We start from the raw sequence: 25,565 nt of genomic DNA, 5'->3' as shown, positions 1-25,565 counted from the left end.
TACAAGGTGTCAAAGCTGTCAGTAAAAGTTTGTCTACAAGCAGGACACAAGTATCGTTGACTACCTTTGCTGGTTTTTCCATGTTTGTGAGTTCTGGTGTGACCGCACAGAGGCATTGCATATGTGAAGAGGGAATTGTCTATCAATACCTAGCGATTATACCCACACTTCGTTGAGGCACGACCATGTCTGCCAATATCGCCACAGTCTGGGTAGAGACTATGATCCCGAAGCGCAAAGCTTAACTAGACGCTATATGTCGTTTATAACCAGTGTTTTTACAGGATAGAGATAAACTTTTATCGCAGCCCAAGGTCGCCCGTTCTCAATACGGTTGCTGTTAGCATTCAATAACGGTGCGTTAGACTTTTGCTAACGCACCGTTATAAATTTTTTTTTGTATGAGAGCCTTTTAGCTTTTATCTTTATCTTGGTTGCCCCAAGGTGGTAATGTAGAGAACCGCTTCATCAGCAGGGATGCCCAAGACTTCATTTACTTGGTTGTCAAAAAAGCCGCCGATACCGCTGACACCTAAACCGAGGTGAATGGCAGCTAAATTCAGCCTTTGTCCCAAATGACCAGCATCCATGTGTAAATAACGATAAACGCGATCGCCATATTGTCCCACAGCTGTTTTCAGATCCGCTGTGTGGAAAAGCACCGCCCCTGCATCTCTACCCAAATCTTGCCCCAGACACAAATAATGCAACTCGCGCCGGAAGTTTTTGAATCGAATTTGTCGCAGTTCTTGAGCTTTTGGCGCGTAATAGTAGCAACCTTCCTCCAAACCTGTCACCCCAGAGACAGCGATAAACGTCTCGATTAAATTCAAATCAAAGTAGTCTGGGGAACCATCCAAACCTTGCTCTATATAATGTTCTGGTTGGTAGGTGAAATCTAGTAAAGCTTTGAGTTCATCAAAAGTCAAATCTGCACCAGTGTAGGCACGAGTTGAACGCCGCTTGAGAATCGTGTTTTCTAAGTCTTGCAGGTTTTCTCCGCAATTAATCGGCGGTGTGACAGTAGAAACCTTGAGACAGAAAGGAAAGTTGTACTTGTCGTTTTTTGAATCTTGTAGTGGGGAAATATCTGGTTGTTGTTCCTCTATCTGCGTTGCTTTGTGGCAATAGTGCAGCAGTTCGCCATCGGGAATATTGGGATAGTTGGTTTGGGTAGCGGAGGGCAAAGCAGTTTGAGCCAGGGGCAAGTTTTGTTTCACATCCAGCAAGTCTGCCAGGGGAAGAATAGCGATCGCGCCTTCTTGCTCCGGATCGAGGTATAGTAACTCATTAATCTCCCGATCCACAAATCCCCCAATTACGTGAGGGCGGTAATCATTCATAGTGCTGGCTAACTCAATATTGCCCAGCAAATGCCCCGTATCCAGAAAAATCCGCCGATAGGCTCGAGCTTGATAGCGCCAAGCCGAGCGATAAAATATTGCTGTCGTCACCAAGCACAGTTGGGTACTTTCCAACACTGGGTGCCAGAAACAAGCTTTTTGCAAGCTTTGCCAAACATCACTGTCCCAGAAATGAATCAGAGAATGGCTTTGCGGCTGATAGTTATACAGTCCAGGGGCAAGGAAAGGAGTCCCGCGAGAAATTAAATAAACCTCCGCCGGATACAAACCACCAGCAGAAGGTGCAGCCCTCAGATACATCGGATTTCCCAACGTCGGCATCTTGGCAGTCAAACCATAGCTGCAAAACAGCAGCCGCGATATACGCCGCCACCAGGCATCATCATGGTTCAACCCCTCTGATTTGTCTGCCAAATACGGCTTGAGGTCGTGGGATACCCCAATTTTGTATTCTTTAAAAGGTATTGGCTGACGTTCCCAATCCAACCCCTGACTCTTGGATGCTATAGTCTGGGGGTCATATTTAGTCCGCTCATGGTAATGCTGAGCGATTGATACTTGCAGTTCTGGCATAGAATTTTCAGAACGCTTTGGCTTCGCCTTCCATCTTGCCATTCCCTGAGCCAAAAGTGTCATGCAGCTTAAATTTTGTAGGATGGGGTTCTTCCCACCCTACTGCGCTAGATTGTCGCCACTTATGCAAAAACAGGTTCCTTCCTTTTCTTTGTTCCCTTCGCCGTTTATGCGCTAACGCGCATCGCGAGAGTCTGGAGAAACCTCAGCTGAAGCACTATGGGAGCATCGCGGGTTAGTAAGTAGCGCGCAATTACAATAGACGATTATCATCTCTTGAATAAAACTTTTTTCTTTTTTCTCCTGGGCTTTAAACCCACGACTAAAACCCTTTTTATCTTCTGCACTCTGCATTTTTTGTAAATTATTTCAATTTGAAGAAGTTAAGTATTGTGCGGTTATTACTTAATGTTTATATATAGCGTTTATCAGTTGGGTGGAGTATATCGCAATTGAGACTTTCAGGCAACCAAGGTTAGGGACATGGCAATGCCATGTCCCTACAGATTTATCGCACCCAACCCTTGAATTGCTATAGCAGTCATAAATAATTCCTGAAGGTAATATACCCGACTTCTCAAAGAAGTCGGGTATCTGAAGGACTGGTATCTAATAACTCAAATAGGATTGCTATATACTATTCAAAAAAAATAGTTTAAGCAAGTTAACTGACTTTGGGTGGTTCAGACTGAGGAGGTGTGAGCGGAGTTTGCTGTTTTTTCAAGCGGTTATAACCAAGGCTAGCAGCAACTAAAATAAATACAAATGGACTGAAGACAGCTAACCAAATACTTAAACGAATTAAACCAACTGCGAGTTCGGCTAGCGAGTGAGTCGCCTGATTCCAAGTTTCTTTAACTTGGGAATTTAAAGGTATTTCTGGGGGAGTAGTAGCAATATTTTCCTCTAAAGTTAGGGTAATTGTAGAATAAGCAACACGACTGCGGAGATTTTTGAGCTGAGCATCAATTTGCTCAATGTTTTGCCGCACCTTGCTGAGTTGGTCGGCAACTTTCAGGACGTCCCCAACTGAGCCAGAACGCTCCATAATCTTGAGTAAAGTGCTTTCTTGTTTCCGCAAATTTCGCAATCTTGCTTCGTTATCCACAAGTTGATCGGTGACATCTTCAGCAGTTAGAGTGCGGCGCTGTACGGTTCCCAATTTTGCTACAGTGTCGAGAGTAGTTTCCAGTTGATTTTGAGGAATCCGAATTTGCATAGATGCTGTGTGGCGATTACTATCTTCCGGCTTTTGATCCTGAAAGCCTAATAAATCTCCCTGCTGTTGTTGAACAATTTTGGTAACTGCTTGAATAGTTTTTTCAATCGAATTTACACTAACTGCTATTTCAGCATTTTTAATCAATTGCGATCGCACTCTCGGCACCTGAGCCTTGGCTACAGATTGCGCTGTACTATTGTTGTTAGCTAGTGCTTCTGACGCGGGAGCAGGCATTGCCTGGGGACTTGGAACTGCGCCGCTAAGCATCATTGGAATTTGAACTTGAGCCGTTTTAATATCAGAAGCACAACTGGTTAAAACGATGCCTCCCAGAAATGCACTTAAAAGTAAAGAAGGTTGAAGCGTCGAACTCATAACATAACCAAAATTAATTAACGCCAGTATGCCTCACTCCAAACCGGGACGCTAAAACGTTGCAGTTTATGCAACAAACGCGATCGCTTATCTCTTCCCTATCTTGCCTTGAGTGGTTCATTCTCTCCACATCATCTGATAAAATCAAGAGTTTGCACTACTTGCGACGCATACGCTCAGGAGACACCCCTATGGCTCGGATGTATTACGACACCGACGCAAATTTAGACTTATTAAACGGAAAAACAGTTGCTATTATCGGCTACGGTTCCCAAGGACACGCCCACGCCCTCAATCTCAAAGATAGCGGTGTGAATGTCATTGTCGGACTGTATCCTGGTAGTAAATCTGCCGAAAAAGCCAAGGAAGCTGGTTTAGCTGTCCACAGTGTAGCTGATGCCGCCAAAGCAGCAGACTTTATTATGATTCTGCTGCCAGATGAAGTGCAAAAAACGGTTTACACCAACGAAATTCAGCCTAATTTGAGTGAAGGGAAAGTAATAGCTTTTGCCCACGGCTTCAATATTCATTTTGGTCAAGTTGTCCCTCCTGCTAATGTAGATGTGGTGATGGTGGCACCAAAAGGCCCTGGACATTTGGTGCGGCGGACTTACGAACAAGGGGAAGGCGTTCCCTGTTTGTTTGCGGTGTATCAGGATGCCTCTGGACAAGCACGCGATCGCGCAATGGCTTACGCTAAAGGTATCGGTGGCACTCGTGCTGGTGTCTTAGAGACAAGCTTCCGGGAAGAAACTGAAACTGATTTATTTGGCGAACAAGTCGTACTGTGCGGCGGTTTGAGTGCTTTGATTAAAGCAGGCTTTGAAACTCTCGTCAACGCTGGTTATCAGCCGGAATTAGCTTATTTTGAATGTCTGCATGAAGTCAAACTAATTGTTGACTTAGTTGTAGAAGGTGGTTTGGCAAAAATGCGCGATAGCATCTCCAATACTGCTGAGTATGGCGATTATACACGCGGCCCTCGGATTGTGAATGACGAAACTCGCGCTGAGATGCGGAAAATTCTTCAAGAAATCCAATCGGGGCAATTTGCACGGGAATTCGTGTTAGAAAATCAATCTGGAAAGCCTGGATTTACAGCGATGCGCCGTCAGGAATCCGAACATCCCATTGAGGAAGTTGGTAAGGATTTACGGGCGATGTTTAGCTGGTTAAAGAAGGTTTAAAGAAATAGGTAATTGCTCATTGCTAATTGCTAATGGCGATGAAAAATTAACCATTAGCAATTAGTCAATGATTACTTTCCTCCTTTTTCCTCTTGTTCAATGGCTTTTTCGGTGCGTTCATAAGGATTTCTGGGTTTCTTAGTGGGGAATATTCCCAGTAAAGAATTATTTAAGGTGGTGCGAGTGTTGTAACTGGCTGTGCTTAAGGGTTTGGGAAGAAATTTATCGCCAAAACCAACGAAGACCAAGGCTAAAATAATGACAAATATCCCTGTTGTTTTTTTATCCATTACCGTATGAAAATTTGGCTAAGGTTTCTTCTCTTATTGTTCCCTCAAACTACACAAAAGTTAAACGGTACAAAGGTTAAATTTTACTTTTTATTTCTAATTGGTTGCTTTTTACCAACTTTTGTGAATTTATGTCTGATAACGCCGCCAGTTTTGGCTCAAACCCAAGATAATATTGAATTCAATGCCGATAAACTGCTAGGGCTAGGAATTCGACAGCATCAGACTGGGCAATTTGAAGAGTCGTTAAAGTCTTTGCAGCAGGCGCTGAGACTGTATCAGGAGATTGGTTCGCGTACAGGAGAAACCAATACTCTGTTGAGTCTGGGAGAAACTTACTTTACTGTAGGGCAATATCTGCGAGCGATCGCATTCTATCAGCAGACGTTGGAAATTGTGCGGAGTATTGGCGATCAAGCAACTGAGGCTAAGACTTTAGATAATCTTGGTACTGCTTACTTTTATCTAGGAGATGAAAAGCAAGCTAAGGAATTTCGCACCGCCGCAGAAACTCTGAGAAAGGAAATTGGCAATCCCAAAAGAGAAGCAGCTTTCTTAGGCAATGTGGGGATAACTTCCGAGTCTGAGGGAGAATACCAAGATGCAATCGCATTGTATCAAGAACAGTTAGCAGCTGCGAGAGAAAGCGGCAATATAGAAGCCGTAGGTGATGCCTTAAACAACCTGGCAGCAGCTTACCGAACTTTGGGGCAATATCCGCAGGCTATAGAATTTTACCAGCAGCAGTTGGTAATTGCCAGGAAAGCTAAAGATGCGGTACAAGAAGCGTATTTTCTGAATAATATTGCCGAGTCTTACGAGTTGCTAGGACAATATCCGCAGGCGATAGAAGTGAGAAGAGAACAACTAGCGATCGCATCCAAAAGTGGCGACCCAGGAAAGGAACTTCTCGCCTTAAATAACTTAGCAAAATCTTATCAGAATGCGGGGCAATTTGAGAGCGCGATCGCACTATATCAGCAGCCCCTGGAAAAAGCAATAAAAGCAGGCGATCGCTTGGCAGAAGGGAAAGCGCTGAATAATCTGGGATTTGCTTTACTTAAATCCGGTAAACCAGAAGAAGCGAAAACAACTCTGGATAATGCTATTAAAGCATGGGAGGCAATTCGCGCCAAATTAGGCAGCGGCAATAATTATATAGACGCGCAAACTGCTACTTACCAGCGACTACAACAAGTTTTGATTGCTCAAAATCAACCTGTTGCGGCTTTGGAAATGGCAGAACAAGGACGCATCAGAACAATTGTAGATTTGCTACGATTGCGCTTAGATAGTGAACCAGTAGGGAATAATTTAAAACCAGCGCCCAAAAAGCTTATTTACCCAACAATTGCCGATATTCAGAAAATAGCTAAAGAAGAAAAAGCTACATTTGTTGAATATTCAATTGTTCCGGATGAAGGTGTGTATGCTTGGGTAATTCAGCCTACAGGAGAAGTGACATTTCGCCGGATTGAAATCAGCGCCAAAAATACAATTTATCCAATTACTTCTGTAGAGGATGTTATTTCTAGTATTCCGGAATCTCTAGGATTGAAAGGGAAAAAGGTAGAAAATTCGCCTAAACTACCTTCTTCACAGAAACCTAACTCAGAAGGGAAATCAGCACTTGAGCCAAAACCGTTATTGCAACTGCATCAGTTGTTAATTAAACCGATTGCTGACCTTTTACCAAAAGATCCCACCGCCCGCGTTATCTTTATTCCGCAAAAAGAAATGTTCCCGATTCCTTTTGCGGCTTTGGTGGATATCTATGGCAATTACTTAATCCAAAAACACACCATTCTAACTTCCCCATCAATTCAGTTATTAGCTTTAACTCGCCAACAACGCTCAAAAACTGCGGGAGGAAACCGCCTAGTAGTTGGCAATCCTGTAATGCCCCGAATTGCACCCGCACCCGGAGAGACTCCGAAAGCGTTACCGCCGCTTTTGAGTGCGGAACAGGAAGCCATAGAAATTGCTAAACAGTTCAATACTAAAGACCTGTTTATCGGCAATAAGGCAACCAAGGCAGCTGTGTTAGAAAAGATGCGGAAAGCCAAGAGTGTGCATTTGGCAACTTACGGGATACTAGATGATTTTAAACGACAGGGCATTCCCGGCGCGATCGCGCTTGCTCCCTTTGGTTCAGATAGTGGCTTACTCACCACTGCGGAAATTCTGGAATTGTACGCCCAACCAAAAGGGCAACGTCTGCGTCCGGAATTAGTCGTCCTCAGTGTAGCCGAAACTGGAAAAGGCAGAACTAACGGTGATGGGATTCTTGGTTTATCCGCTTCCTTGATGACAGTTGGCGTTCCCACTTTAATTATGCCTATGTGGTCAGCACCTGATGCTCCCACGAATGCTTTGATGAGTGAGTTTTACAAGCAGCTGAAGCAGAAAAACGATAAAGCCGAAGCCTTAAGAAATGCCATGCTGAAAATCAAGCAGCAAAATCCTAATCCTAAAGACTGGGCAGCATTTACCTTAATTGGCGAACCAAAATAACAACTCGTTCCCCGTCTCTGGGAACGAGTATAGCGTTTCTCACTTGGGTAAAATATATCGCGTTCCTGACGTTTGGGCCCCTTGGTAGGGACATGGCATTGCCATGTCCCTACAGATGTATCCCACCCAACCCTTGAATTGCTATATATCGCTATGCTTGCTTATCCTTCAGCTGAAAGGTTTTCCGGAACACCCACTGCATGAAGCCGGGAAACATATTATAAGAAGCCTTCGATAGGTTGGCTGAACCAACTAACACCTCAGAATGCTGATGCTTCACCGCATCCCAGATAGCATCTGCCACATCCTCCGGTTTCTCCACCACAGGAACCTTCAGCACCTGATCGACCTGATCCCGACGGGCTTGGAAATCGTCGGCATTCTTGCCTCGAAAGATTGCCCGTTCCATAAAATCACTCTTGATTATATTTGGATAAATTCCACCAACATGAATGCCTTTTGGTGCTAGTTCCCCGTGCAGCGATCGCGTTAAACCAGTGACGGCAAACTTGCTAGTAGAATAAGGCACTAAGTAAGCAATGGGTACTTGCCCCCCAATAGAACTCACATTAACTATCGTGCCTCTTTTCCGCTCCAGAAAATGGGGCAATAAGGCGTGAATTGTGTGAATATACCCCCACAGGTTGAGGTCTATCGCCTGATGCCAATCATCTAGGGAAAATTCTTCAACTGGCCCAGATATGTAAAGGCCTGCATTGTTAATCAATACGTCGATAGTGCCAAAATGCTCCAGCGCCTTCTGAACGAGGGTTTCTACCTGTTTGGGATCTCTGACATCGGTGGGAATAGTTAGCGCTTGATGACCATGCGATCGCACTTCTTTGGCTGCGGCTTCTAAGCGGTCTGGGGTACGCGCCGCCATTATAATGTCATACCCTTTACTAGCAAATAATAGAGATGTTGCTTTGCCGATGCCTTGAGAAGCACCTGTGATCAGTACCGTGGGAGCCATACGTTTGTTAAAAAATTGTTGCTCACTTAAGTTTGTGCAACTCAAGTCACGATACCCTCTAGCTTTCGTCAGAGTTTCTGATAGTTGTATTTGCGATCGCTATCTAGCTTCATAACCCTTTTGTACTTTTGTATTAGATTGCTCTGTTCCATCAACCCATTCATCATCCTTGAGAGTTAAGTGCAGTTTGGAACTACAGGCAGAGAGCAGTGACTGGGTAGATAGCTACTATGAAACCATAAGAAGTTTATTAAGGAATGTAAACGATGGAAACTCGCACTACTCCACCTGTTGCTCAAGCTTTCAATGGCAAAGACCGCAATGCGTTCCTATTTGGCTGGAACCCTCAAGCTGAACTGTGGAACGGTCGCTTAGCAATGATCGGTTTCTTGGCTTACCTACTTTGGGATTTGGCAGGCTATAGCGTGGTTCGTGACGTACTGCACCTGCTTCCTCATGTCGCCCGCTAACGATTAGACTAGCCTTACACTCAGCCTGGCGGTTGCACTTAAATATAGAAGCTGTCAGCCTGAGTGTAAGCTCCCACTCCTTACACCCTACTACCTAAGAGATACCGGGCTGATACCTATCTGCACCGTATCGCCCTGACCAAAATTGCTTTACAATAGTTAAGATAGCTTTACGGTACTTAATACCCGGCTAGTGGTGTCTAATAGAAGGCATTAAGTATTAATTAAGTTTTCTCATCGGAAAGATTAGTAAAGCAAAACATTTTTTTAAACGATTAGTAGTCTGCAAACCCTATTTATCGAGGGTGAACGGACATCGGTATAATCTTGTAAATCGCTCAACAAAAAAGCTCGAAAACTAACAAATGTATGCTCCAACTCGAACACCCACCACTGCAAGCAACGCAAATTAAGCGAATAGAGCGAAGTGAAGATACATATCTGGGGCTTGCAATTGCTTTTGCAATTATTGGAATCTGGGCAAGCAGCCTAATTTTCTTATTTTCCCTGGATCTTTCGCAAGTTCCTGTCTTATGGAAAATAGTAGCATTAGTTTGGCAGACATTTCTGTATACAGGATTGTTTATTACCGCTCATGATGCAATGCACGGTGTGGTAGTTCCTCCTCACCTTAAAATTAATAACTTTATAGGTTCCTTAGTTTTAACCCTTTATGGACTCTTTTCTTTTGATGAGTTAAGAAAAAAGCATTGGGAACACCACCACCATCCAGCGAGTGAACTAGATCCAGATTTTCACGACAGTAAGCACAAAAACTTTTTTGCCTGGTATCTTTATTTTATGATGGGCTACTGGAGCTGGAAACGGCTTATAGGGTTAATGGTGGTATTTAACCTGATTAGTTTCACGTTTCATATACCAGAAGCCAATTTAACTTTATTTTGGGTGATTCCTTCGATTTTGAGTTCGGTGCAGTTATTCTTTTTTGGCACCTATTTACCACACCAAGAGCCAGAAGGTGGTTATACGAATAACCATCGCGCCAAGACGAATGCACTCCCGATTTTCTGGTCTTTTATCACTTGCTATCACTTTGGCTACCACGAGGAACATCACGAAGCTCCTCATGTTCCTTGGTGGAAGTTGCCAGAGGTTTATAAGATGAATCGGAAGGTTGGTTGAGGAAGAATGAACCGCTAAGCGGTTCATTCCTCATTTTTGAAGTGGTGGTAATGGTGCAGTTAGTGGGGCGGTTTCTTTCATTTTTTCTTCTAACTTTTGCATCGCCAAAGTTTTGTTGTCCAAAGCTAGGGAGTTTTTGGGGTCAAGTTTCAAGGCTTCTTCAAAAGCAGCGATCGCTTCTTCTAGTCGATCCAAATTCAACAGGGCGACCCCTTGACCTGCCAAACTATTAGCATCGGTGGGAGTGATGCGGATAGCTTGGGCGTAAGCAGTAAGTGCCTCTTTATAACGTTTCAAGCCTACCAGCACTACACCACGGTTGTACCAAGCTTGAGATAATTCCGGATTGAGGTTAATGGCGCGATCGCTACTTGCAAGGGCTTCAGAATATCTTCCCAAAGTCCACAGCACTACAGTTCGGTTTGCCCAAATATCAGCCAGAAGCTTACTAGCAAAGTTAGGATCGGCACTCTTAACGGCTTTGTCGTAAGCGGCGAGTGCTTCGGGATACTTTTTCACCGTCCTTAGTATCCTGCCTTTGTTGAACCAAGCCTGAGCATAGTTAGGATTGATAGTAGTGGCGCGATCGCTAGAAACAATGGCTTCTGAGTATCTTCCCAAAAACCATAGCGTAACGCTGCGGTTGTTCCAAGCTTCCGCATAGTCAGGGTTAAGCCCAATCGCCCGATCGTGGGAGGCCAAAGCTTCTTCGTAGTTACCTTGTCCTGCTAAGGCGTTCCCCCGCTGATCCCAAGCAAATGCGGGACTCGTCTCACCCCATTTGCCATCACCTTGCAGGGCTTTCTCGCAGGGTTCCTGGGCTTCTTTAAATTGCCCTAATTTGTTGAAGGCCGCGCATTGGTTGGCTAAGGCTTGAGAATAATTCGGACTAATTTTAACTGCAAATTGCTGCGATGCTAGTGCGAGTGCTGGTTTACCTACTACAGACAGCAAAACTCCATGTTCAGTCCAAGCGGTTGCATCGGTAGGACTAATCGCCAGAGCTTGATCGTAAGAGGCGAGCGCTTCTTGGTACTGTCCCAACTTTTTGAGGGCTACACCTTTGTTGTACCATGCCAGCGCTGGTGTGGCAGTTCCCCAGTCGCCGTCACTTTTTAGCGCCAGATCGCAAGCTGCGATCGCTTCGGTGTATTTGCTGGCTTGCGCTAATGCAGCGCACCGATCGACCAAAGCTAGAGAATAATCTGGTTTAATTTCTAAGGCACTTTCATAAGAGGCGATCGCTTCTGCGTACTGTCCTAACTTTGTTTGCGCCAGCCCTTTATTATACCACGCTATTAGGGGTGTGCCGTTGTTTCCCCAATTTCCATCGGAGATCAGCGCCTTATCGCAACTCGCGATCGCATCCTCATACTTCCCTAAGTTGACTAAGGCAATACACCGATCCGCCAAAGCGAGAGAATAGTCAGGTTTGATACCCAGCGCCTTGTCAGCGGAAACCAGCGCTTCCGTGTACTTTGCCTGTCCTAGTAGTCCCTCAATCCGGTCAGTCCAGGTTTTCGCCTGGTTGGGGTTGAGTGCGATCGCCTGATCGCACGCCGCCACTGCTTCTGCATATTTTTTTTCGTCTGCTAATAAGTCGCACAGACTCCCCCAGTAATTAAAGTCCTTCAACTGTTCCTGAGCCAGCAGACTTTTGGGGTAATAAAAATTAACAATTAAATAAGAAAAAGTTAACAATAAACAGATGAAAGGAAGAACTTTTTGCTGGGAATTTTGCGTGTCTTGTCCCCATCTCAGAAACGAAGCTAAACCTAAATTTAGAGCGTTTTTACCTTTTGCCTTCTTCAACTTGCCGTCTTCTGCCATAACTATTGAAGGTAATTATAATAGCACAGATCCGGAGATTTATCTTATTGCCAAATGTTAGATTTGGCAGTTATGTAAAGGAAAATTAACTAACACGCCATTCAACATATTTACAAGAATATCTAATAAATTTCCGGAATAAGGCGTACACAATCTGAATTATCATCGTAATTGCCATCTTTTTATTTTCTTAAATTATGAAACTTAATTTTTGGTCCAGGCTGGGGGTATTAAAGCTTAAATTTCTCCTAGCCTTAATATTAATCACCCCGCTGCTATCAATATATGCTGCTTACGCGCAAGTTCCCGCCTCTGGAACCTTCCGGGCTACTCGCACTTGTGAAGCAACACGGGGAATTAACGGCACCAATCCGGGAAATATTCGAGTTACCAATGGTCAGAGTTACGAAGCGGTAGGCTTCAACTCTAGGCAACGAAAGTTTATATTTATTAAAGTACCTGGTGCAACCCCAGGACTTCGCTGGGTGAGTGTTGATTGTGGCACTTTTTCTGAAGGTGTAAGTGGGACTCCAATTAACTCTCCTACCGTAAAGCAGCCATCAACAGCTATACAACCGTTTTTTGATAATCTTAATAACCTAGAGACTCATCGCTTTCCGCGCAATCAAAAAGCAGACATTACACCACCAGCACCCAAACTGAGCAATTTCGATCAAGCTGTTTTGAAAACCTGCGGAACGATTGGCAGCAAGGTGACGGCAAGTGCTTTCAAAAAATTGATGTCCGATAATCGAAATGTACTGCGGGAAATTCAACAGTCAGTAGGTGGGCAATTGCGTCCAAGTAGAAGTACAGAAGCAGAATTCCTCGATGATTTAACGGCTGCTTGGAATGACAGAGGAGGGTTTGAACATATCTTTTGCGGGGAGTTAGAGGGACCTACTAAAATTGGCGGGCTGCATTTTTTTGGCAGATATTTGCAACTGCAAGAAGATAAAATAGGGGGAAGGTTATCTGAGAATTTGCAGAATGAAGAAGTAGTTCCTGGTGTAATTTATACAGTGGGTGTACTCATCAAAAAAGATGGGCAAATTTGGAAAGATAACATCAAAGGCTATTCTCTTGTGAGTGATGCTAAAGAAATGCTTTTGGATGCAACTAAAGCATTGAAGGTGCAGGGAAATGCTCAGGGGGCTTGCATTTTGACAGTGCAAGATGATGAGACGAAAAAATCTTATAAAGCTGTATTGGTCAAGAGCAGAGATGCAATTGTTACTCTATATCCTGATGCTACTCCTAGCGGGAAAGCTTGCAAGATTTAATTAAGAAAACCCCACCCCCAACCCCCTGCCCCGTTGACGGGGAGGGGACTAAGAGTTATAAATCTAAGTAAGGTTGTATTTTTGCCTTTTGTCTGACAACCCTTTTTTAAACTGCAAAATCAGGGCGGCGATCGCTCCAAAGTTTAGCGGCTTCTAACTGGGAGGCTAAAGAGATGAGAGTAGCTTCAGCAGCAGGTCGTCCGACCAATTGTACGCCTACAGGCAAGCCGATATCGTCAAAACCGGTAGGGAGTGCGATCGCGGGTTGTCCAGTAGCATTGAACGGCGGGCAGGGAGCCACCCACTGAATAATTCTTTGCAAAATCTCTTCTGGAGGCAAATTTGCCCACTCACCAATGCGGAGAGGTTGATGCAAATAAGTTGGCAACACTAAAACATCATAGTTTTCAAAAAAGGCCACAATTCGCCGCGCCGAAATTTGCATTTGGGCAACAGCTTGTAAATATTCACCCGCCGACCCAGATTGTTCTACCATCCAGCGATTCATGGGTTGGAGATACTCTTTGGGAATCCCCGCCGCCGCCACACCAGCTAGAAAAACTTTGGTAAAAGGTTCAATCAAATTACTGAAATCGGGGCATCCTGGTTCCACAATATGACCCATTTCTTCTAAATGGCGCACCGTTTTTAGCACCGATTCTTGACGCACCGCATCAGCTTCGCCCACTGGTGGAATTGTTGTGCTGAAAGCAATTCGCAAAGGATTTAACTTTTGTTCTGTCGCCGCCAAAAACGTCGTTTCTGGATCTGGCAACCAGTAGGGATCGCCAGTGATATAGCCAGACATCACATCGAGGAGAGCGGCGGCATCTGCTACAGTACGAGCCAAGGAACCATTAGTGGCAATGCCATTTTGATGATCGCCTACGGGTGCATAAGATATACGACCTCTTGAGGGTTTAAGTCCGACTAAACCACAACAGGCGGCAGGGCCGCGCACCGAACCGCCACCATCAGAACCTTGAGCTAAAGCGCACAACCCCGCCGCTGTCGCCGCCGATGCACCGCCACTCGATCCCCCTGGCGTATAATCCAGATTCCACGGATTTCGGGTTGGGGGAAAGCCTGGTGCTTCTGTAAAAGGCATAGAACCCAACTCAGAAGTGGCAGTCTTACCCAGAATAGTAAAGCCAGCCATCTTAATCCGCCCCGCCACGGCATCATCATAAGCAGCTATTTTGTCCCTCAGCGCTGGTGTTCCGTAGGTACAGCGAACCCCAGCAACTGGGTTGAGGTCTTTAATAGAAATCGGTACACCAAAAAAAGGTGGTAATTCTGAGGTGTCGCCAGCTAAAGCTTCCGTTTTTGCCTTGGCATCGGCAAGCGCCACATCTGTCATCACCGTAAAATAACTACCCAGGTTGCCATCTAGCCTGTGGATGCGTTCCAGGTAAAGTTCCGTCAACTCTAGCGGCGAGACTTGTTTGCTGCGGATGAGTTGCGCTTGTTCTACAGCTGGGGTAAAGGCTAAATCAATTTGATTCATCGTGATTTTGGGCGATCGCTATTTATTTTGAACGCTGCGGGGTGCATCTTGGCAATAAAATCTTAGCTTGCCATAGACATTGTTTCACGCGATCGCGCTAACCTAAAGTATCCGGCTCGACACCGAGAATTCGCAACTGTTCTGCTAGTCGTTCTGCTGTCTCTTCTGGCGTGGGAACCAAAACACCTTCTTGAGTAAAGTAGCGTAATTTGCCCCCAGCCACACCTAAATATAAATCCAGTACCTCACTCCACAGCCAGCCTTGTGCAGTTGGCACAATGGCTTGATACTGTTCTCCTACTAACCGGAACCCCGCAAATTCCAAATTCTCCGGATCGAACCAAAAGTATTCCGGCGTGCGAAATCGGTTTTGATATAGGTCTTTTTTTAAATTTCGGTCAATATTAGCTGTTGAAGTTGAAAGTAATTCGATAATTAGATCCGGATATTTGCCTTCTTCTTCCCATACCACCCAAGAAGGGCGATCTCTTTTTTCTGTGTTTTTCACCAGAAAAAAGTCAGGCCCCCGAAAGTCTCTATTTCGCAATTGCTGCCGACTAAAATAAACTGTCAGATTAGCGCCAATAAAAAAATCATTCCGATTGCGCCACAACCATTCTAAACAACTCACCAATAAAGCTAGTTGCTTGTAGTATACAGAACTTTCCATTTCTGGTTCATCGCTCAAAAGTTTTGTAGCATCGGGCATTCGTGCTTCCAACTCTTGCGCTGTTAGATACATATTGCACCTGCCTCACGTTACAAAATTATTTTAGATGGAAAAATAGAGAAGCCCGCCTGTGCGGGCTTTGTTTGTGGAGCATCGACCCTTGAGGATGTGGGTCAATTATGCAACGATGGATTAAACTTTGGAGCGATCGGTCAAAATTTCATATCCGTCTTCTGTCACCAACACAGTATGCTCAAACTGAGCTGACAGAGCGTTATCTACCGTTACCGCTGTCCACTTGTCGGATAAGATGCGGGTAAACTTGGAACCAGCATTTAAAATTGGCTCTATTGCCAAAGTCATTCCGGCGCGAAGCTTGACATTGGGCATCTCGCGGGTGCGGAAATTGAAGACTGACGGTTCTTCGTGTAGATTCCGCCCCACGCCGTGACCTGTGAAGTCCTCAACTATACTAAAACCATTGGCTACCACATGGTCTTGAATGGCACCAGCAAGGTCTAAAAGATAGTTTCCGGCTTTGACTTGTTCAATTCCTTTGTAGAGGGCTTCTTCGGCGACGCGAATTAATTTAGCGGCTTCCGGTGTCACTTCACCAACTGCGATAGTGATGCAGGAGTCGCCATGATAACCCTGGAAGTAGGCACCAGTATCCACTTTCAAGACATCGCCAGTCCGGATCACTTTTTTCGGGTTAGGGATGCCATGCACGACTTCGTTGTTGATGCTGGCGCAGATGGAGCCTGTGAATCCGTGGTAGCCTTTAAAGCTGGGTGTTGCCCCCATTTCGCGGATGCGCTTTTCGGCATAAGCGTCTAAATCGGCTGTTGTCATGCCAGGCTGCACCATCTCTTGAATTTCTTTGAGAACGGTTGCTACAATTTTCGCCGCCTGTCGCATGATTTCGATTTCACGCTGTGACTTGATTTCAATGCCACGGCGCTGTTTTTTCTCGCTTCGGGGTTGAGTGGGTTGGAAAAGCAGATTGTTCAGGATGTTCATTTGACAGATGGCGAGTGATGGTGTACTGACAGATAAAGCGATCGCATCCCCGACTGCATCCGGGGGTGATACTCAACTTACGCGAGCCAGCGTTGCTGGTATCCTATTTTTATTAATTTTTTAGGTATCTATATATCTTAAGTTAACTTAATTGATCCCCATCCGTGAGGCTGGTTATGGACATTGCTTTTGTCATTGGGCGCTTCTGGGTGTCAAGCTTCATGGGAACCATGAAATATAGGTTTTTTTATTTGCTTTAGCGGAGCATCTTCCAGCTGACAGTAAGGGCGACTGTAGCATAGTGGAGACTCTAGCGCGTGTTTAACCAAAAAATCTGAATCGTTCATCACTCGCTCCGTTTCGCCATCGTACACGATTTGTCCTTGACTCAGGACAATGGTGCGATCGCATATTTCCAAAGCCATGTCTAAATCGTGGGTTGCAATTAGTTGCGTCAGCGGTAAGCTTAACAGCAACTGAATTAATTGACGGCGAGAACGGGGATCTAACTGGGCTGAGGGTTCATCAAATACTAAGACTTGCGGGTTCATTGCTAACACGCCTGCGATCGCAATCCGTTTTTTTTCCCCTCCCGACAAATTTTCCGTGTTGCGATTTCCGTAGTGTTCCGGATCGATGTCAACTGCTGCCATTGCCTGAAGCACTCGATTTTGCAGTTCTTTGTCTCGCAAACCCTGATTCATCGGGCCAAAAGCAACATCCTCCCAAACTGTGGGCATAAACAGTTGATTATCTGGATTTTGAAATACCAGCCCGACAAAATTCCGAATTTGTCGCATATTTTCCGAATTTATAGACCACTCCCCTATTTTTATCTCTCCTTCTTGGGGCAAAATAATCCCGTTCAGATGTAACTGCAACGTAGACTTTCCGGAACCATTAGCACCAATTAATGCTACTCGTTCATTTGCTCTGATAGACAGATTTATTCCTTTTAAAGCTTGAGTTCCGTCTGGGTAAGTATAAGTAAGATTTTCAATTGATATAGGATTATGGTGCATGGCAACAATTTAAAATAAAACTTATTTATAAAAGGTATATCGCTTGTCCAATTAGCGCCAAAATTATTGTCAAACTCAGGGCTATCATGTCATTTCGTCCTCCAGGCGGCATCTTTTCAACAGGTGGTAGCCCCTGATAACCCCGCGCTAACATAGCTTGATAAACCCGATCTCCGCGTTCATAAGTGCGGATAAACAGCGATCCCATCATGTTGCCAATTACCAAACGTTGCCAACGGTTGCTACCCATTAAGTTCCGCGATGCTGCTGCCCGACGCATGGCGTTAAACTCACCGATTAAAACACCAATGTAGCGATACATTGAGGCAAGAATTGCCACCAACAGTGGTGGAACTCGCAACGCTACTAAGGCATTTAAAAGTGCGGGAATAGAAGTAGTTAAAGTTAGCACGTTCAGTATTATTAGGGATAGCAACGCTTTCAGTGTCACGCTACCCAAAACCATCAAACCAACTGTGGTAATTCTTAGCGGCCCCCAAGACCAAATTACCTCGCCACCCTCCCGGAACAAAGTGCCTAGAAGCACAGCGCCGATGAAAGCAAATTCAACTGCTATTCGCTTCAGCAGCACTGTCCCAGTTACGCGACTAAGCCGAATAATAGTTAGAACGCCTAATCCATAGATTGCCCAAGTCCACCAGCGTCCGTTTGGCGTTAGCGCGATCGCAAACACAAGCAGCAGCGTACACAGGACGCGAGTCCTGGGAGCTAACGAGTGCCAGGGTGTATTCTTCTTGCTATCAACATCAAACTGAACTGCACCAAGGTGTAGCAGCATTCACCTAATTTCCTATTTATTCCCTTGGTGGATTGGGATAATCTGAATCATCGGTTGGTGAACCAGAGTTGCGAACAACTAATTTACCAATTCCCCAAGCCAAGCCAAACGTTGCTAAAGTTCCGATTAAACCTGCAATCGGGGTGGCAATTTGTTCCGGTACACCTCTGACGGCATACTCTTCAAAAACGCTGTAAAAGGGCAGTTTTCGGGCTGGTGCGTCTTCTGCTGCTTTATTGTCAAACTTATGATCTTGAGCTACCCTATCTAGTCCGTCTGGATCTGAACTAGCGAAGGGGGACAAGAAAATTGCAATTAGCAGGGCAGTTCCTAAGCCAGCGATGACAAAAGCACGGTTGCGTTGGCGGAGCCTGTGCGAAGCGCTTTCGGGAGACATATTGCTACTCATAATTTAGCGCGTTGTATACGAACGAGATGCGGACGAATAAGCTCTGCGGGGTGGGTCGAAGAAAAGATCGGGACGCGATCGCCAAACAAAACTCACTGCTATGACTGTGATTATTGCTTCTCCAATGCCGATTAGTACGTGCCAAAATGCCAATGCCGATATCGCTACTCCTAATGGCGCTGTCTCTGACAAAGCCAGTTGGACTGCGGTCAACATTGCCGCAATAAATACGCTTGTCCAAGCTGCAACTGCTGTGCCAGCTAACATTCCTCGCCAATTATCCCGACCAAGAGCAAACCGAATTGCTTTGTATAAATAGTAACCACAAAACGTACCAACCAATCCCATGTTGGTGATGTTGGCTCCCAGCGCTGACAGGCCGCCATCCTGAAACAAGACAGACTGAACGATGAAGACTGCTGCCATTACAAGAGATCCAGCCCACGGCCCCAGCAAAACTCCGGCTAGTGTACCTCCTAGCAGGTGTCCAGATGTACCGCCGGGAATTGGGAAATTAATCATTTGGGCAGCGAATATAAAAGCGCCACAAACTCCCATTAAAGGTACTGCCCGTTCCTTGTAGTCAGCTTGGACTCGATTTAGGGCGATCGCAATCAATCCGATGGCAAGTAGCCATGTCACTAAGATCACAGGTGGGGTCAAGAACCCATCCGGGATGTGCAAGGCTAAGTGGGGCTGTATCATCGAATGCAACAGACTTAAGGAGGAAATACTAAGTAGCTCTACTGAAAATATCATCAATAAATGTTCTCTAGAGGACAATCTTAATAGTGACAACCCTCTAATAAAACCTTTGTTTGGGTAAAAATTCAATCCTATAGGGGGGCATATTCACTTAAGAATTTAAAATTTAGAATTTAAGATAATTTTAACTTTTTCACTTTGATTTCTAATTTATTTCAAAAGGTAGATGGCTTGAGGAGCAAACCGTAGATTTTCATAAATAAATGTAATTTATTATACGGACTCACAGATGGGTTGACAGTTCAAGGGGAAATGAACCGCCCAATGACGCGATCGCATTCCTACATTGCTAGATATAGCAATCCTAAATGATTCGTAAACCCCTGTAGGGACACGGCAGTGCCGTGTCCCTACAGGGTGAAGACTCGTTCACAACTTAAATAGGATTGCTATAGAGCATATACACATCGAGCAGGTTAACTCAAGTTTCAGCGATGGATCAACTATTGAGCGAGCGCTAACTTGGAACTCAAAGATAAAGAAATTTAATTTTTCCGAAATATCCGGCTTAAAAATAGCTGCTTTTTTTTACACGTAAAGCACAATAATTTTATCAGGAAATTAGTAAAGTTATATTAAGAAAAAATAAGTTGATAAATAACAGCCTCTCTAGTGGGAATAGTAAGTTAAAGAAGTTTAAAAATCCCTACAAGCATAACAGTAGCTATGGCTAACACGACAATCGGCCTTTTGGGCTACAGTATTGAAGAACAAATTTATGCGGGAAGCCGCACTGTGGTTTATCGGGGTACCCGGAAATCAGACAGGCAACCAGTTGTTATAAAACTACTGCGAAATGAGTTTCCTCGCTTCAACGAACTCATTCACTTCCGCAACCAATACATCATTGGTAAAAACCTAGATTTTTCTGGCATCATCAAGACCTATAACCTGGAGAGCTACTATAACAGCTACGCTTTGATTCTGGAAGATTTTGGCGGCATTTCCTTGTGTAGCTACCTCACTTCTGTAGCAGAAGCAAGCAAGCAAAACGGCGAAACTTCTAGCTTGCCGATACCCTTGTTTCTCTCCATTGCGGTTCAAGTTGCCCATACCCTTGAGGGACTGTGCCAGCACCGCGTTATCCACAAAGACCTCAAACCCGCCAATATAGTAATCAACCCGACCAGCAAAGAGGTAAAACTGATTGACTTCAGCATCGCCTCCTTGCTGCCACGCGAAACCCAAGAAATTCAAAATCCAAATGTCCTCGAAGGCACTTTACCCTATATCTCTCCCGAACAAACAGGGCGGATGAATAGGGGGATTGATTACCGCACGGATTTCTACTCTTTGGGAGTCACTTTCTACGAAATGCTAACGGGACAGTTGCCCTTCCAAACGGATGATCCGATGGACTTAGTACACTGTCACCTTGCCCAGCAGCCTATCCCAGTCCATCACCTTAACAAGAGCGTTCCGTCAGTGTTGTCGTTCATAGTTAGCAAACTGATGGCGAAGAATGCGGAAGACCGCTATCAAAGTGCGCTGGGACTCAAGTACGACTTGGAAAATTGTTTGCACCAGTGGAAAGAGACAGGTGAAATTGCAGACTTTGAGTTAGGATCGCGAGATTTGTGCGATCGCTTCATTATCCCTGAAAAGTTGTACGGACGCGAAGTTGAAGTGCAAGCCTTGCTAGCGGCATTTGAGCGCGTTAGTACAGGAAGCGCTGAGATGATGCTCGTTACTGGCTTCTCCGGCATTGGCAAAACTGCTGTCGTCAACGAAGTTCACAAACCTATCGTGAGACAGCGAGGCTACTTCATTAAAGGCAAGTTCGACCAATTCCAGCGCAACCTTCCCTTCAGTGCTTTTGTACAGGCTTTTCGAGATTTGATGGGGCAATTGCTCAGCGAAACTGACGCTAAAGTTGAGCAGTGGAAGACTCAAATCCTGGCAGCATTGGGGGAGAATGCTCAGGTAGTTGTTGATGTGATTCCCGAACTAGAGCGGATTATTGGAGAGCAACCCCCCGCATCAGAACTGACTGGTAATGCTGCTCAAAATCGATTCAATCGGTTATTCGAGAACTTCATCTCTGTCTTCACCACCCAAGAACATCCGCTCGTCATTTTCTTAGATGATTTGCAATGGGCTGATTCAGCCTCGTTGAACTTGATTCAACTCCTGACAAGCGATCGCGAACGGCGTTATCTCTTCTTAATGGGAGCTTATCGAGATAACGAAGTCAGTCCGGTACACCCTTTAATACTGGCATTATCCGACATTCAAAAAACTGGAGCAACGGTAAACACCATTACTCTAGAGCCGCTCGAACTCTCGGATTTGAATTGTTTAATTGCCGATACTCTAGCTTGTTCTACAGCGTTGGCTCTACCTTTAACTGAACTGGTTTATCAGAAACCTAAAGGTAATCCATTCTTCAGCACACAATTTCTAAAATCTTTGTATAAAGATGGGCTAATAACATTCAATTACAACGCGCAGTATTGGCAGTGTGATATTGCCACAGTGCGGATATTAGCCCTGACAGATGATGTTGTAGAGTTTATGGCACTTCAATTGCGAAAGTTGCCAGCTCCAACGCAAGAACTTTTAAAATTAGCTGCCTGCATTGGGAATCAATTCGATTTGGCAACATTAGGAATTGTTAATGGAAAAACGCCTATAGAAACAGCTAATATCTTATGGAAAACGCTACAAGAAGGGCTGATTTTGCCCGTTAGCGAGGTTTATAAATTTTACCAGGGAGAAGGGAATGGCGCATTAACAATCGGGCAGAAAAACTCTGACCCATTACCAACATACAAATTTTTACACGATCGCGTCCAACAAGCCGCTTATTCTCTGATTCCAGACGATCGCAAACAAGCAACCCATCTCAAAATCGGACAATTGCTTCAGCACAATTCCTCAGAAATAGAAAAAGAGGAAAAACTGTTTGATATTGTCGGGCATTTGAATCTAGGGATTGAATTAATCACCCAACCGAGCGAACGGGAAGCATTAGCTCAACTTAACTTGGCAGCCGGACGTAAGGCAAGAAGTTCTACCGCATACGCTGCGGCAAGGGTTTATGTACAAGCGGGGATTGAATTATTGACAGCCAACTGCTGGCAAAGTCAGTATGAATTGACACTGAATCTATATGTTGGAGGTGCCGAAGCCGCCTATTTGAATGGTGACTTTGACGGTATGGAACAGATCGCAGCACTGGTGTTGCAAAATGCCCAGACAATTTTAGACAAAATTAAAATTTACGAAATTTCAATCGTCGCACAGACAGCCCAAGGCAAGATATTAGAAGCGATCGCAGTGGGTAGAAACGCGCTAGGGCAATTAGGGGTTGAACTCCCCACTGCACCTGACGAAGCCTTGATTGGCAAAGCACTACAAGCCCTGGCTACCCAACTCCAAGGCAGACGGATTGAACAACTAGCTAATTTGCCGGTAATGACCGATGCCGAGGCTAAGGCAGCAATGCAAGTGATGGCAATGTTGTTTTCAGCCATTTTTATTGGAATGCCTGGTTTGCTGCCCCTACTTAGCTCCGCGATGGTGAGTTTATCGCTTCAGTGTGGGAATACATCTGCATCGACGGTAGGGTATGTAATTCATGGCATGGTGCTGTGTGCCTTTTTTGGAGATGCAGAAACGGGCTATGGCTTTGGCAAATTGGCGATTTCATTGCTCGATCGCTTCAATGTACGGGAATTCAAATCCGTAATTGCAAATCTATTTGGGAGCTTTATTCAGCATCACCAGGAACCAGTGAGGGCAACCATACCGATACTGAAAGCTGGATATACATCTGGCATGGAAACTGGTGATTTTCTCAGCGCTGGCTTCAGTATATTGGATTATTTCTATGCCAACTTTTTCAGTGGAATAGAACTCAAGACTTGGGAACCCGAAATAGCAGGTTATAGCGCTGCCTTGGCTCAAGCAAAACAATATACTGCTCTGGCTTATTTGGATATGAAGCAGCAGACGGTACGGAACTTGACAGAAGCTGTTAGTCAACCGGATTGCTTAATCGGCGATGCCTACGATGAAACGGTGATGATTCCTAAGCACCATCAGGACAATGAACTCAGTGCGATCGCTCTTGTCTACATTTACAAACTGCTGCTTGCCTACTCATGGGGCAATTATCCGGCTGCCTTAAACCACATTTCCCAAGCCAAGCCGTATTTGATGGCATTATCGGGATTGATTCATATTCCCATTTTCCATTTCTATGCAGCTCTGACGCACCTGGCACTGTTCCCCACACAGCCAGAAATTGAGCAAGCTGATATTCTTACTCAGGTGGAAATCCATCAAAGCACTCTGCAACAGTGGGCGCAAAATGCTCCCATGAATCATTTGCATAAGTGGTATTTAGTTGAAGCAGAAAAGCATCGGGTTTTGGGAAATAAAGCCGATGCAATTGAACACTACGACTGTGCCATTTCTGGAGCGAAAGAAAATCAATTCCTTAACGAAGAAGCACTAGCTAATGAACTGGCAGCAAAATTTTATTTAGAATGGGGTAAAGAAAAATTTGCAAAAATTTATGCAATCGAGGCTTATTATGCCTACAGTCGTTGGGGAGCCAAAGCTAAAGTTATTGATTTAGAAGAACGCTACCCTCAACTGCTTGCTCCGATTCTGCAACAGAATAAAACTCGTTCGTTCGAGGCAATGACCACCTCCAATGGCACCTCATCTTCTACCAAAAACCAAACAATTGCTGGGAGTACGAGTAGCACAGTAATAGATTTACCAGCAGTTATCAAAGCTTCTCAAGCTCTCTCTAGCGAAATTCAGCTGGATCAGTTGCTCTCTACGCTGATGCAAGTGGTGGTAAAAAATGCCGGAGCGCAAACAGGAGTATTGATTTTAAATGAAGAGGGAAATTGGAAAATTGCTGTTCACTGTAGCGCTCGCCAAGACTGCATTTTGCAAAATGTTTTGATTGGGCAGAGCCAAGAAATTCCCCCAACTATCATTAACTACGTCAAACGGACTAAAGAAACCCTAGTTTTCGATGATGCGACAACTCAATTAACATTTGCTTCTGACCCTTATATGAAGCAGCAGCAACCTAAGAGCATTCTGTGTACTCCGATTCTCCATCAAGGCAAAATGATGGCAATTCTGTACTTGGAAAATAATTTGACAACTGGGGCATTCACGGGCTATCAGGTCGGCATTCTCAACATCCTCTGCTCCCAAGCGGCAATTTCCTTACAGAACGCTCGTCTGTATCAGCAATCTCAGGAGTATGCTCAAAAACTAGAGCTTTATCTTAACGATCTCAAACAGATGCAACTGCAACTGGTACAGAATGAGAAGATGTCTGCTCTCGGAAATTTAGTCGCAGGGGTAGCCCACGAAATCAACAATCCTGTAGGCTTTATTGCAGGAAACCTGCAACCTGCTCAGTATTATGTACAGGATTTATTTAACTTAATCGACCTTTATCAAGAAAAGTTTCCCGTTCCCGGAGTGGAAATTGAAGCAGAAATTGAGGATATAGACTTGGAGTATTTGCGAGAAGATTTGCCTAAATTGATTGGCTCGATGAAGGAGGGAGTCGATCGCATCCGCAGTATCAGTACAAGTTTGAGAACGTTTTCGAGGGCAGATAGCGATCGCCCAGTTCCTTTCAATATTCACGATGGACTCGACAGCACTATCCTGATTCTCAAGCATCGTCTAAAAGCAAATGAAACCCGCCCTGCAATTGAAATTGTCAAAGAGTATGGAAATTTGCCTCCAGTCGAATGCTTCCCCGGACAGCTAAATCAGGTATTTATGAATATCTTGGCAAATGCCATTGATGTTCTGGAAGAACAGAGTAAGGGACGTAGCTTTAGTGAGATTCAATCCCTACCCAACCAAATTGCTATTCAAACTGCTGTGAGCGAAAAGGGGGAACGAGCTTTGATTAAAATTAAGGACAATGGAGGTGGTATCTCTGATGAAGTGAAACAAAAAATCTTCGATCACCTCTTCACAACCAAGCCTGTTGGTCAAGGAACGGGTTTAGGATTGTCTATTGCCCGCAAAATTGTTGAAGAAAAGCACCAGGGGACGTTGGAGGTGAATTCTTCTTTAGGGTATGGCTCGGAGTTTGTTATTTCTATCCCGATAAATGGGTAGAAATGGGCTATCTATCTAAAATCAGCAACGCCGAA

19 protein-coding genes are annotated in these 25,565 nt (G+C 44.7%); 6 read left to right on the top strand and 13 right to left on the bottom strand.

Annotated elements, in window-relative coordinates; genetic code table 11:
- The 3 genes from NDI42_RS10025 to NDI42_RS10015 all read right to left on the bottom strand — a co-directional run.
- A partial coding sequence (locus NDI42_RS10025; RefSeq protein WP_190454980.1) for an IS1/IS1595 family N-terminal zinc-binding domain-containing protein occupies positions 1–116 on the bottom strand: 116 nt, incomplete at its 3' end.
- A 309-nt stretch (positions 117–425) separates the two neighbouring features.
- The gene (locus NDI42_RS10020) at positions 426–1,937 is read right to left on the bottom strand and encodes a SagB/ThcOx family dehydrogenase (RefSeq protein ID WP_190455012.1); all 1,512 of its coding nucleotides are present in this window, start codon (positions 1,935–1,937) and stop codon (positions 426–428) included.
- Positions 1,938–2,601: 664 nt separating this feature from the next.
- Positions 2,602–3,534: a DUF4349 domain-containing protein gene (locus tag NDI42_RS10015; protein WP_190454977.1), complete on the bottom strand. Its 933-nt coding sequence runs from the start codon at positions 3,532–3,534 to the stop codon at positions 2,602–2,604.
- Positions 3,535–3,602: 68 nt separating this feature from the next.
- Between NDI42_RS10015 and ilvC the strand changes: the two genes are divergently transcribed.
- The gene (gene ilvC, locus NDI42_RS10010) at positions 3,603–4,721 is read left to right on the top strand and encodes a ketol-acid reductoisomerase (RefSeq protein WP_277876832.1); all 1,119 of its coding nucleotides are present in this window, start codon (positions 3,603–3,605) and stop codon (positions 4,719–4,721) included.
- Positions 4,722–4,792: 71 nt separating this feature from the next.
- On the opposite strand, the gene NDI42_RS10005 is transcribed toward ilvC, so the two are convergent.
- Positions 4,793–5,011: a hypothetical protein gene (locus NDI42_RS10005; RefSeq protein WP_190454974.1), complete on the bottom strand. Its 219-nt coding sequence runs from the start codon at positions 5,009–5,011 to the stop codon at positions 4,793–4,795.
- A gap of 123 nt (positions 5,012–5,134) precedes the next feature.
- Between NDI42_RS10005 and NDI42_RS10000 the strand changes: the two genes are divergently transcribed.
- A complete protein-coding gene (locus NDI42_RS10000) occupies positions 5,135–7,525 on the top strand; it encodes a CHAT domain-containing protein (protein ID WP_190454970.1) in 2,391 nt (796 codons plus the stop codon).
- 151 nt (positions 7,526–7,676) lie between these two features.
- Here NDI42_RS10000 and NDI42_RS09995 read toward each other — a convergent pair whose 3' ends face one another.
- Positions 7,677–8,498: an SDR family NAD(P)-dependent oxidoreductase gene (locus NDI42_RS09995; protein ID WP_190454968.1), complete on the bottom strand. Its 822-nt coding sequence runs from the start codon at positions 8,496–8,498 to the stop codon at positions 7,677–7,679.
- A 266-nt stretch (positions 8,499–8,764) separates the two neighbouring features.
- Here NDI42_RS09995 and NDI42_RS09990 point away from each other — a divergent pair, with 266 nt between their 5' ends.
- Both NDI42_RS09990 and crtW read left to right on the top strand, forming a co-directional pair.
- A complete protein-coding gene (locus tag NDI42_RS09990; protein WP_190418093.1) occupies positions 8,765–8,968 on the top strand; it encodes a chlorophyll a/b-binding protein in 204 nt (67 codons plus the stop codon).
- A 369-nt stretch (positions 8,969–9,337) separates the two neighbouring features.
- Positions 9,338–10,111 (top strand): beta-carotene ketolase CrtW, encoded by a 774-nt coding sequence (crtW, locus tag NDI42_RS09985; protein ID WP_190454966.1) that lies wholly within the window; start codon positions 9,338–9,340, stop codon positions 10,109–10,111.
- 30 nt (positions 10,112–10,141) lie between these two features.
- On the opposite strand, the gene NDI42_RS09980 is transcribed toward crtW, so the two are convergent.
- Entirely contained in the window at positions 10,142–11,941 is a 1,800-nt protein-coding gene (locus NDI42_RS09980) for a tetratricopeptide repeat protein (RefSeq protein WP_190454963.1), read from the bottom strand.
- 197 nt (positions 11,942–12,138) lie between these two features.
- On the opposite strand from NDI42_RS09980, the gene NDI42_RS09975 reads away from it, so the two are divergent.
- Positions 12,139–13,224 (top strand): EndoU domain-containing protein, encoded by a 1,086-nt coding sequence (locus NDI42_RS09975; protein ID WP_199311142.1) that lies wholly within the window; start codon positions 12,139–12,141, stop codon positions 13,222–13,224.
- 106 nt (positions 13,225–13,330) lie between these two features.
- Here NDI42_RS09975 and NDI42_RS09970 read toward each other — a convergent pair whose 3' ends face one another.
- From NDI42_RS09970 to NDI42_RS09940, 7 genes are all read right to left on the bottom strand, one after another.
- Positions 13,331–14,731, bottom strand: a complete 1,401-nt coding sequence (locus NDI42_RS09970; protein WP_190454960.1) for an amidase — start codon at positions 14,729–14,731, stop codon at positions 13,331–13,333.
- A 97-nt stretch (positions 14,732–14,828) separates the two neighbouring features.
- The gene (locus NDI42_RS09965) at positions 14,829–15,473 is read right to left on the bottom strand and encodes a Uma2 family endonuclease (protein WP_190454957.1); all 645 of its coding nucleotides are present in this window, start codon (positions 15,471–15,473) and stop codon (positions 14,829–14,831) included.
- Positions 15,474–15,593: 120 nt separating this feature from the next.
- The gene (map, locus tag NDI42_RS09960; protein ID WP_190418099.1) at positions 15,594–16,421 is read right to left on the bottom strand and encodes a type I methionyl aminopeptidase; all 828 of its coding nucleotides are present in this window, start codon (positions 16,419–16,421) and stop codon (positions 15,594–15,596) included.
- Positions 16,422–16,633: 212 nt separating this feature from the next.
- Positions 16,634–17,443, bottom strand: coding sequence for an energy-coupling factor ABC transporter ATP-binding protein (locus NDI42_RS09955; protein ID WP_190454954.1), 810 nt, complete (start codon positions 17,441–17,443; stop codon positions 16,634–16,636).
- 25 nt (positions 17,444–17,468) lie between these two features.
- Positions 17,469–18,239 carry a cobalt ECF transporter T component CbiQ gene (gene cbiQ, locus NDI42_RS09950; RefSeq protein WP_431191429.1) on the bottom strand — a complete coding sequence of 257 codons (771 nt, stop codon included), beginning with the start codon at positions 18,237–18,239 and terminating at the stop codon, positions 17,469–17,471.
- A gap of 19 nt (positions 18,240–18,258) precedes the next feature.
- A complete protein-coding gene (locus tag NDI42_RS09945; protein ID WP_190454948.1) occupies positions 18,259–18,651 on the bottom strand; it encodes a PDGLE domain-containing protein in 393 nt (130 codons plus the stop codon).
- A 3-nt stretch (positions 18,652–18,654) separates the two neighbouring features.
- Positions 18,655–19,356 (bottom strand): energy-coupling factor ABC transporter permease, encoded by a 702-nt coding sequence (locus NDI42_RS09940; protein WP_199311141.1) that lies wholly within the window; start codon positions 19,354–19,356, stop codon positions 18,655–18,657.
- A gap of 726 nt (positions 19,357–20,082) precedes the next feature.
- Here NDI42_RS09940 and NDI42_RS09935 point away from each other — a divergent pair.
- Entirely contained in the window at positions 20,083–25,530 is a 5,448-nt protein-coding gene (locus NDI42_RS09935) for a trifunctional serine/threonine-protein kinase/ATP-binding protein/sensor histidine kinase (RefSeq protein WP_190454943.1), read from the top strand.
- Positions 25,531–25,565 lie beyond the last annotated feature (35 nt).

It is taken from the genome of Funiculus sociatus GB2-C1, from assembly GCF_039962115.1.
Lineage (GTDB): Bacteria > Cyanobacteriota > Cyanobacteriia > Cyanobacteriales > FACHB-T130 > Funiculus > Funiculus sociatus.
The sequence above is the reverse complement of the archived record's forward strand: the minus strand, read 5'-3'. Positions and strand labels throughout refer to the sequence as shown.

Excerpts from the sequence above, each read along its gene's own strand:
- NDI42_RS09980 (WP_190454963.1), bottom strand. The coding sequence starts at position 11,941 with ATGGCAGAAGACGGCAAGTTGAAGAAGGCAAAAGGTAAAAACGCTCTA.
- NDI42_RS10015 (WP_190454977.1), bottom strand. The coding sequence starts at position 3,534 with ATGAGTTCGACGCTTCAACCTTCTTTACTTTTAAGTGCATTTCTGGGA.
- NDI42_RS10020 (WP_190455012.1), bottom strand. The coding sequence starts at position 1,937 with ATGCCAGAACTGCAAGTATCAATCGCTCAGCATTACCATGAGCGGACT.
- NDI42_RS09940 (WP_199311141.1), bottom strand. The coding sequence starts at position 19,356 with ATGATACAGCCCCACTTAGCCTTGCACATCCCGGATGGGTTCTTGACC.
- map (WP_190418099.1), bottom strand. The coding sequence starts at position 16,421 with ATGAACATCCTGAACAATCTGCTTTTCCAACCCACTCAACCCCGAAGC.
- crtW (WP_190454966.1), top strand. The coding sequence starts at position 9,338 with ATGCTCCAACTCGAACACCCACCACTGCAAGCAACGCAAATTAAGCGA.
- NDI42_RS09995 (WP_190454968.1), bottom strand. The coding sequence starts at position 8,498 with ATGGCTCCCACGGTACTGATCACAGGTGCTTCTCAAGGCATCGGCAAA.
- NDI42_RS09955 (WP_190454954.1), bottom strand. The coding sequence starts at position 17,443 with ATGCACCATAATCCTATATCAATTGAAAATCTTACTTATACTTACCCA.
- NDI42_RS09990 (WP_190418093.1), top strand. The coding sequence starts at position 8,765 with ATGGAAACTCGCACTACTCCACCTGTTGCTCAAGCTTTCAATGGCAAA.
- NDI42_RS09965 (WP_190454957.1), bottom strand. The coding sequence starts at position 15,473 with ATGTATCTAACAGCGCAAGAGTTGGAAGCACGAATGCCCGATGCTACA.
- NDI42_RS10005 (WP_190454974.1), bottom strand. The coding sequence starts at position 5,011 with ATGGATAAAAAAACAACAGGGATATTTGTCATTATTTTAGCCTTGGTC.
- NDI42_RS09945 (WP_190454948.1), bottom strand. The coding sequence starts at position 18,651 with ATGAGTAGCAATATGTCTCCCGAAAGCGCTTCGCACAGGCTCCGCCAA.
- NDI42_RS09975 (WP_199311142.1), top strand. The coding sequence starts at position 12,139 with ATGAAACTTAATTTTTGGTCCAGGCTGGGGGTATTAAAGCTTAAATTT.
- NDI42_RS09970 (WP_190454960.1), bottom strand. The coding sequence starts at position 14,731 with ATGAATCAAATTGATTTAGCCTTTACCCCAGCTGTAGAACAAGCGCAA.
- NDI42_RS09935 (WP_190454943.1), top strand. The coding sequence starts at position 20,083 with ATGGCTAACACGACAATCGGCCTTTTGGGCTACAGTATTGAAGAACAA.
- ilvC (WP_277876832.1), top strand. The coding sequence starts at position 3,603 with ATGCAACAAACGCGATCGCTTATCTCTTCCCTATCTTGCCTTGAGTGG.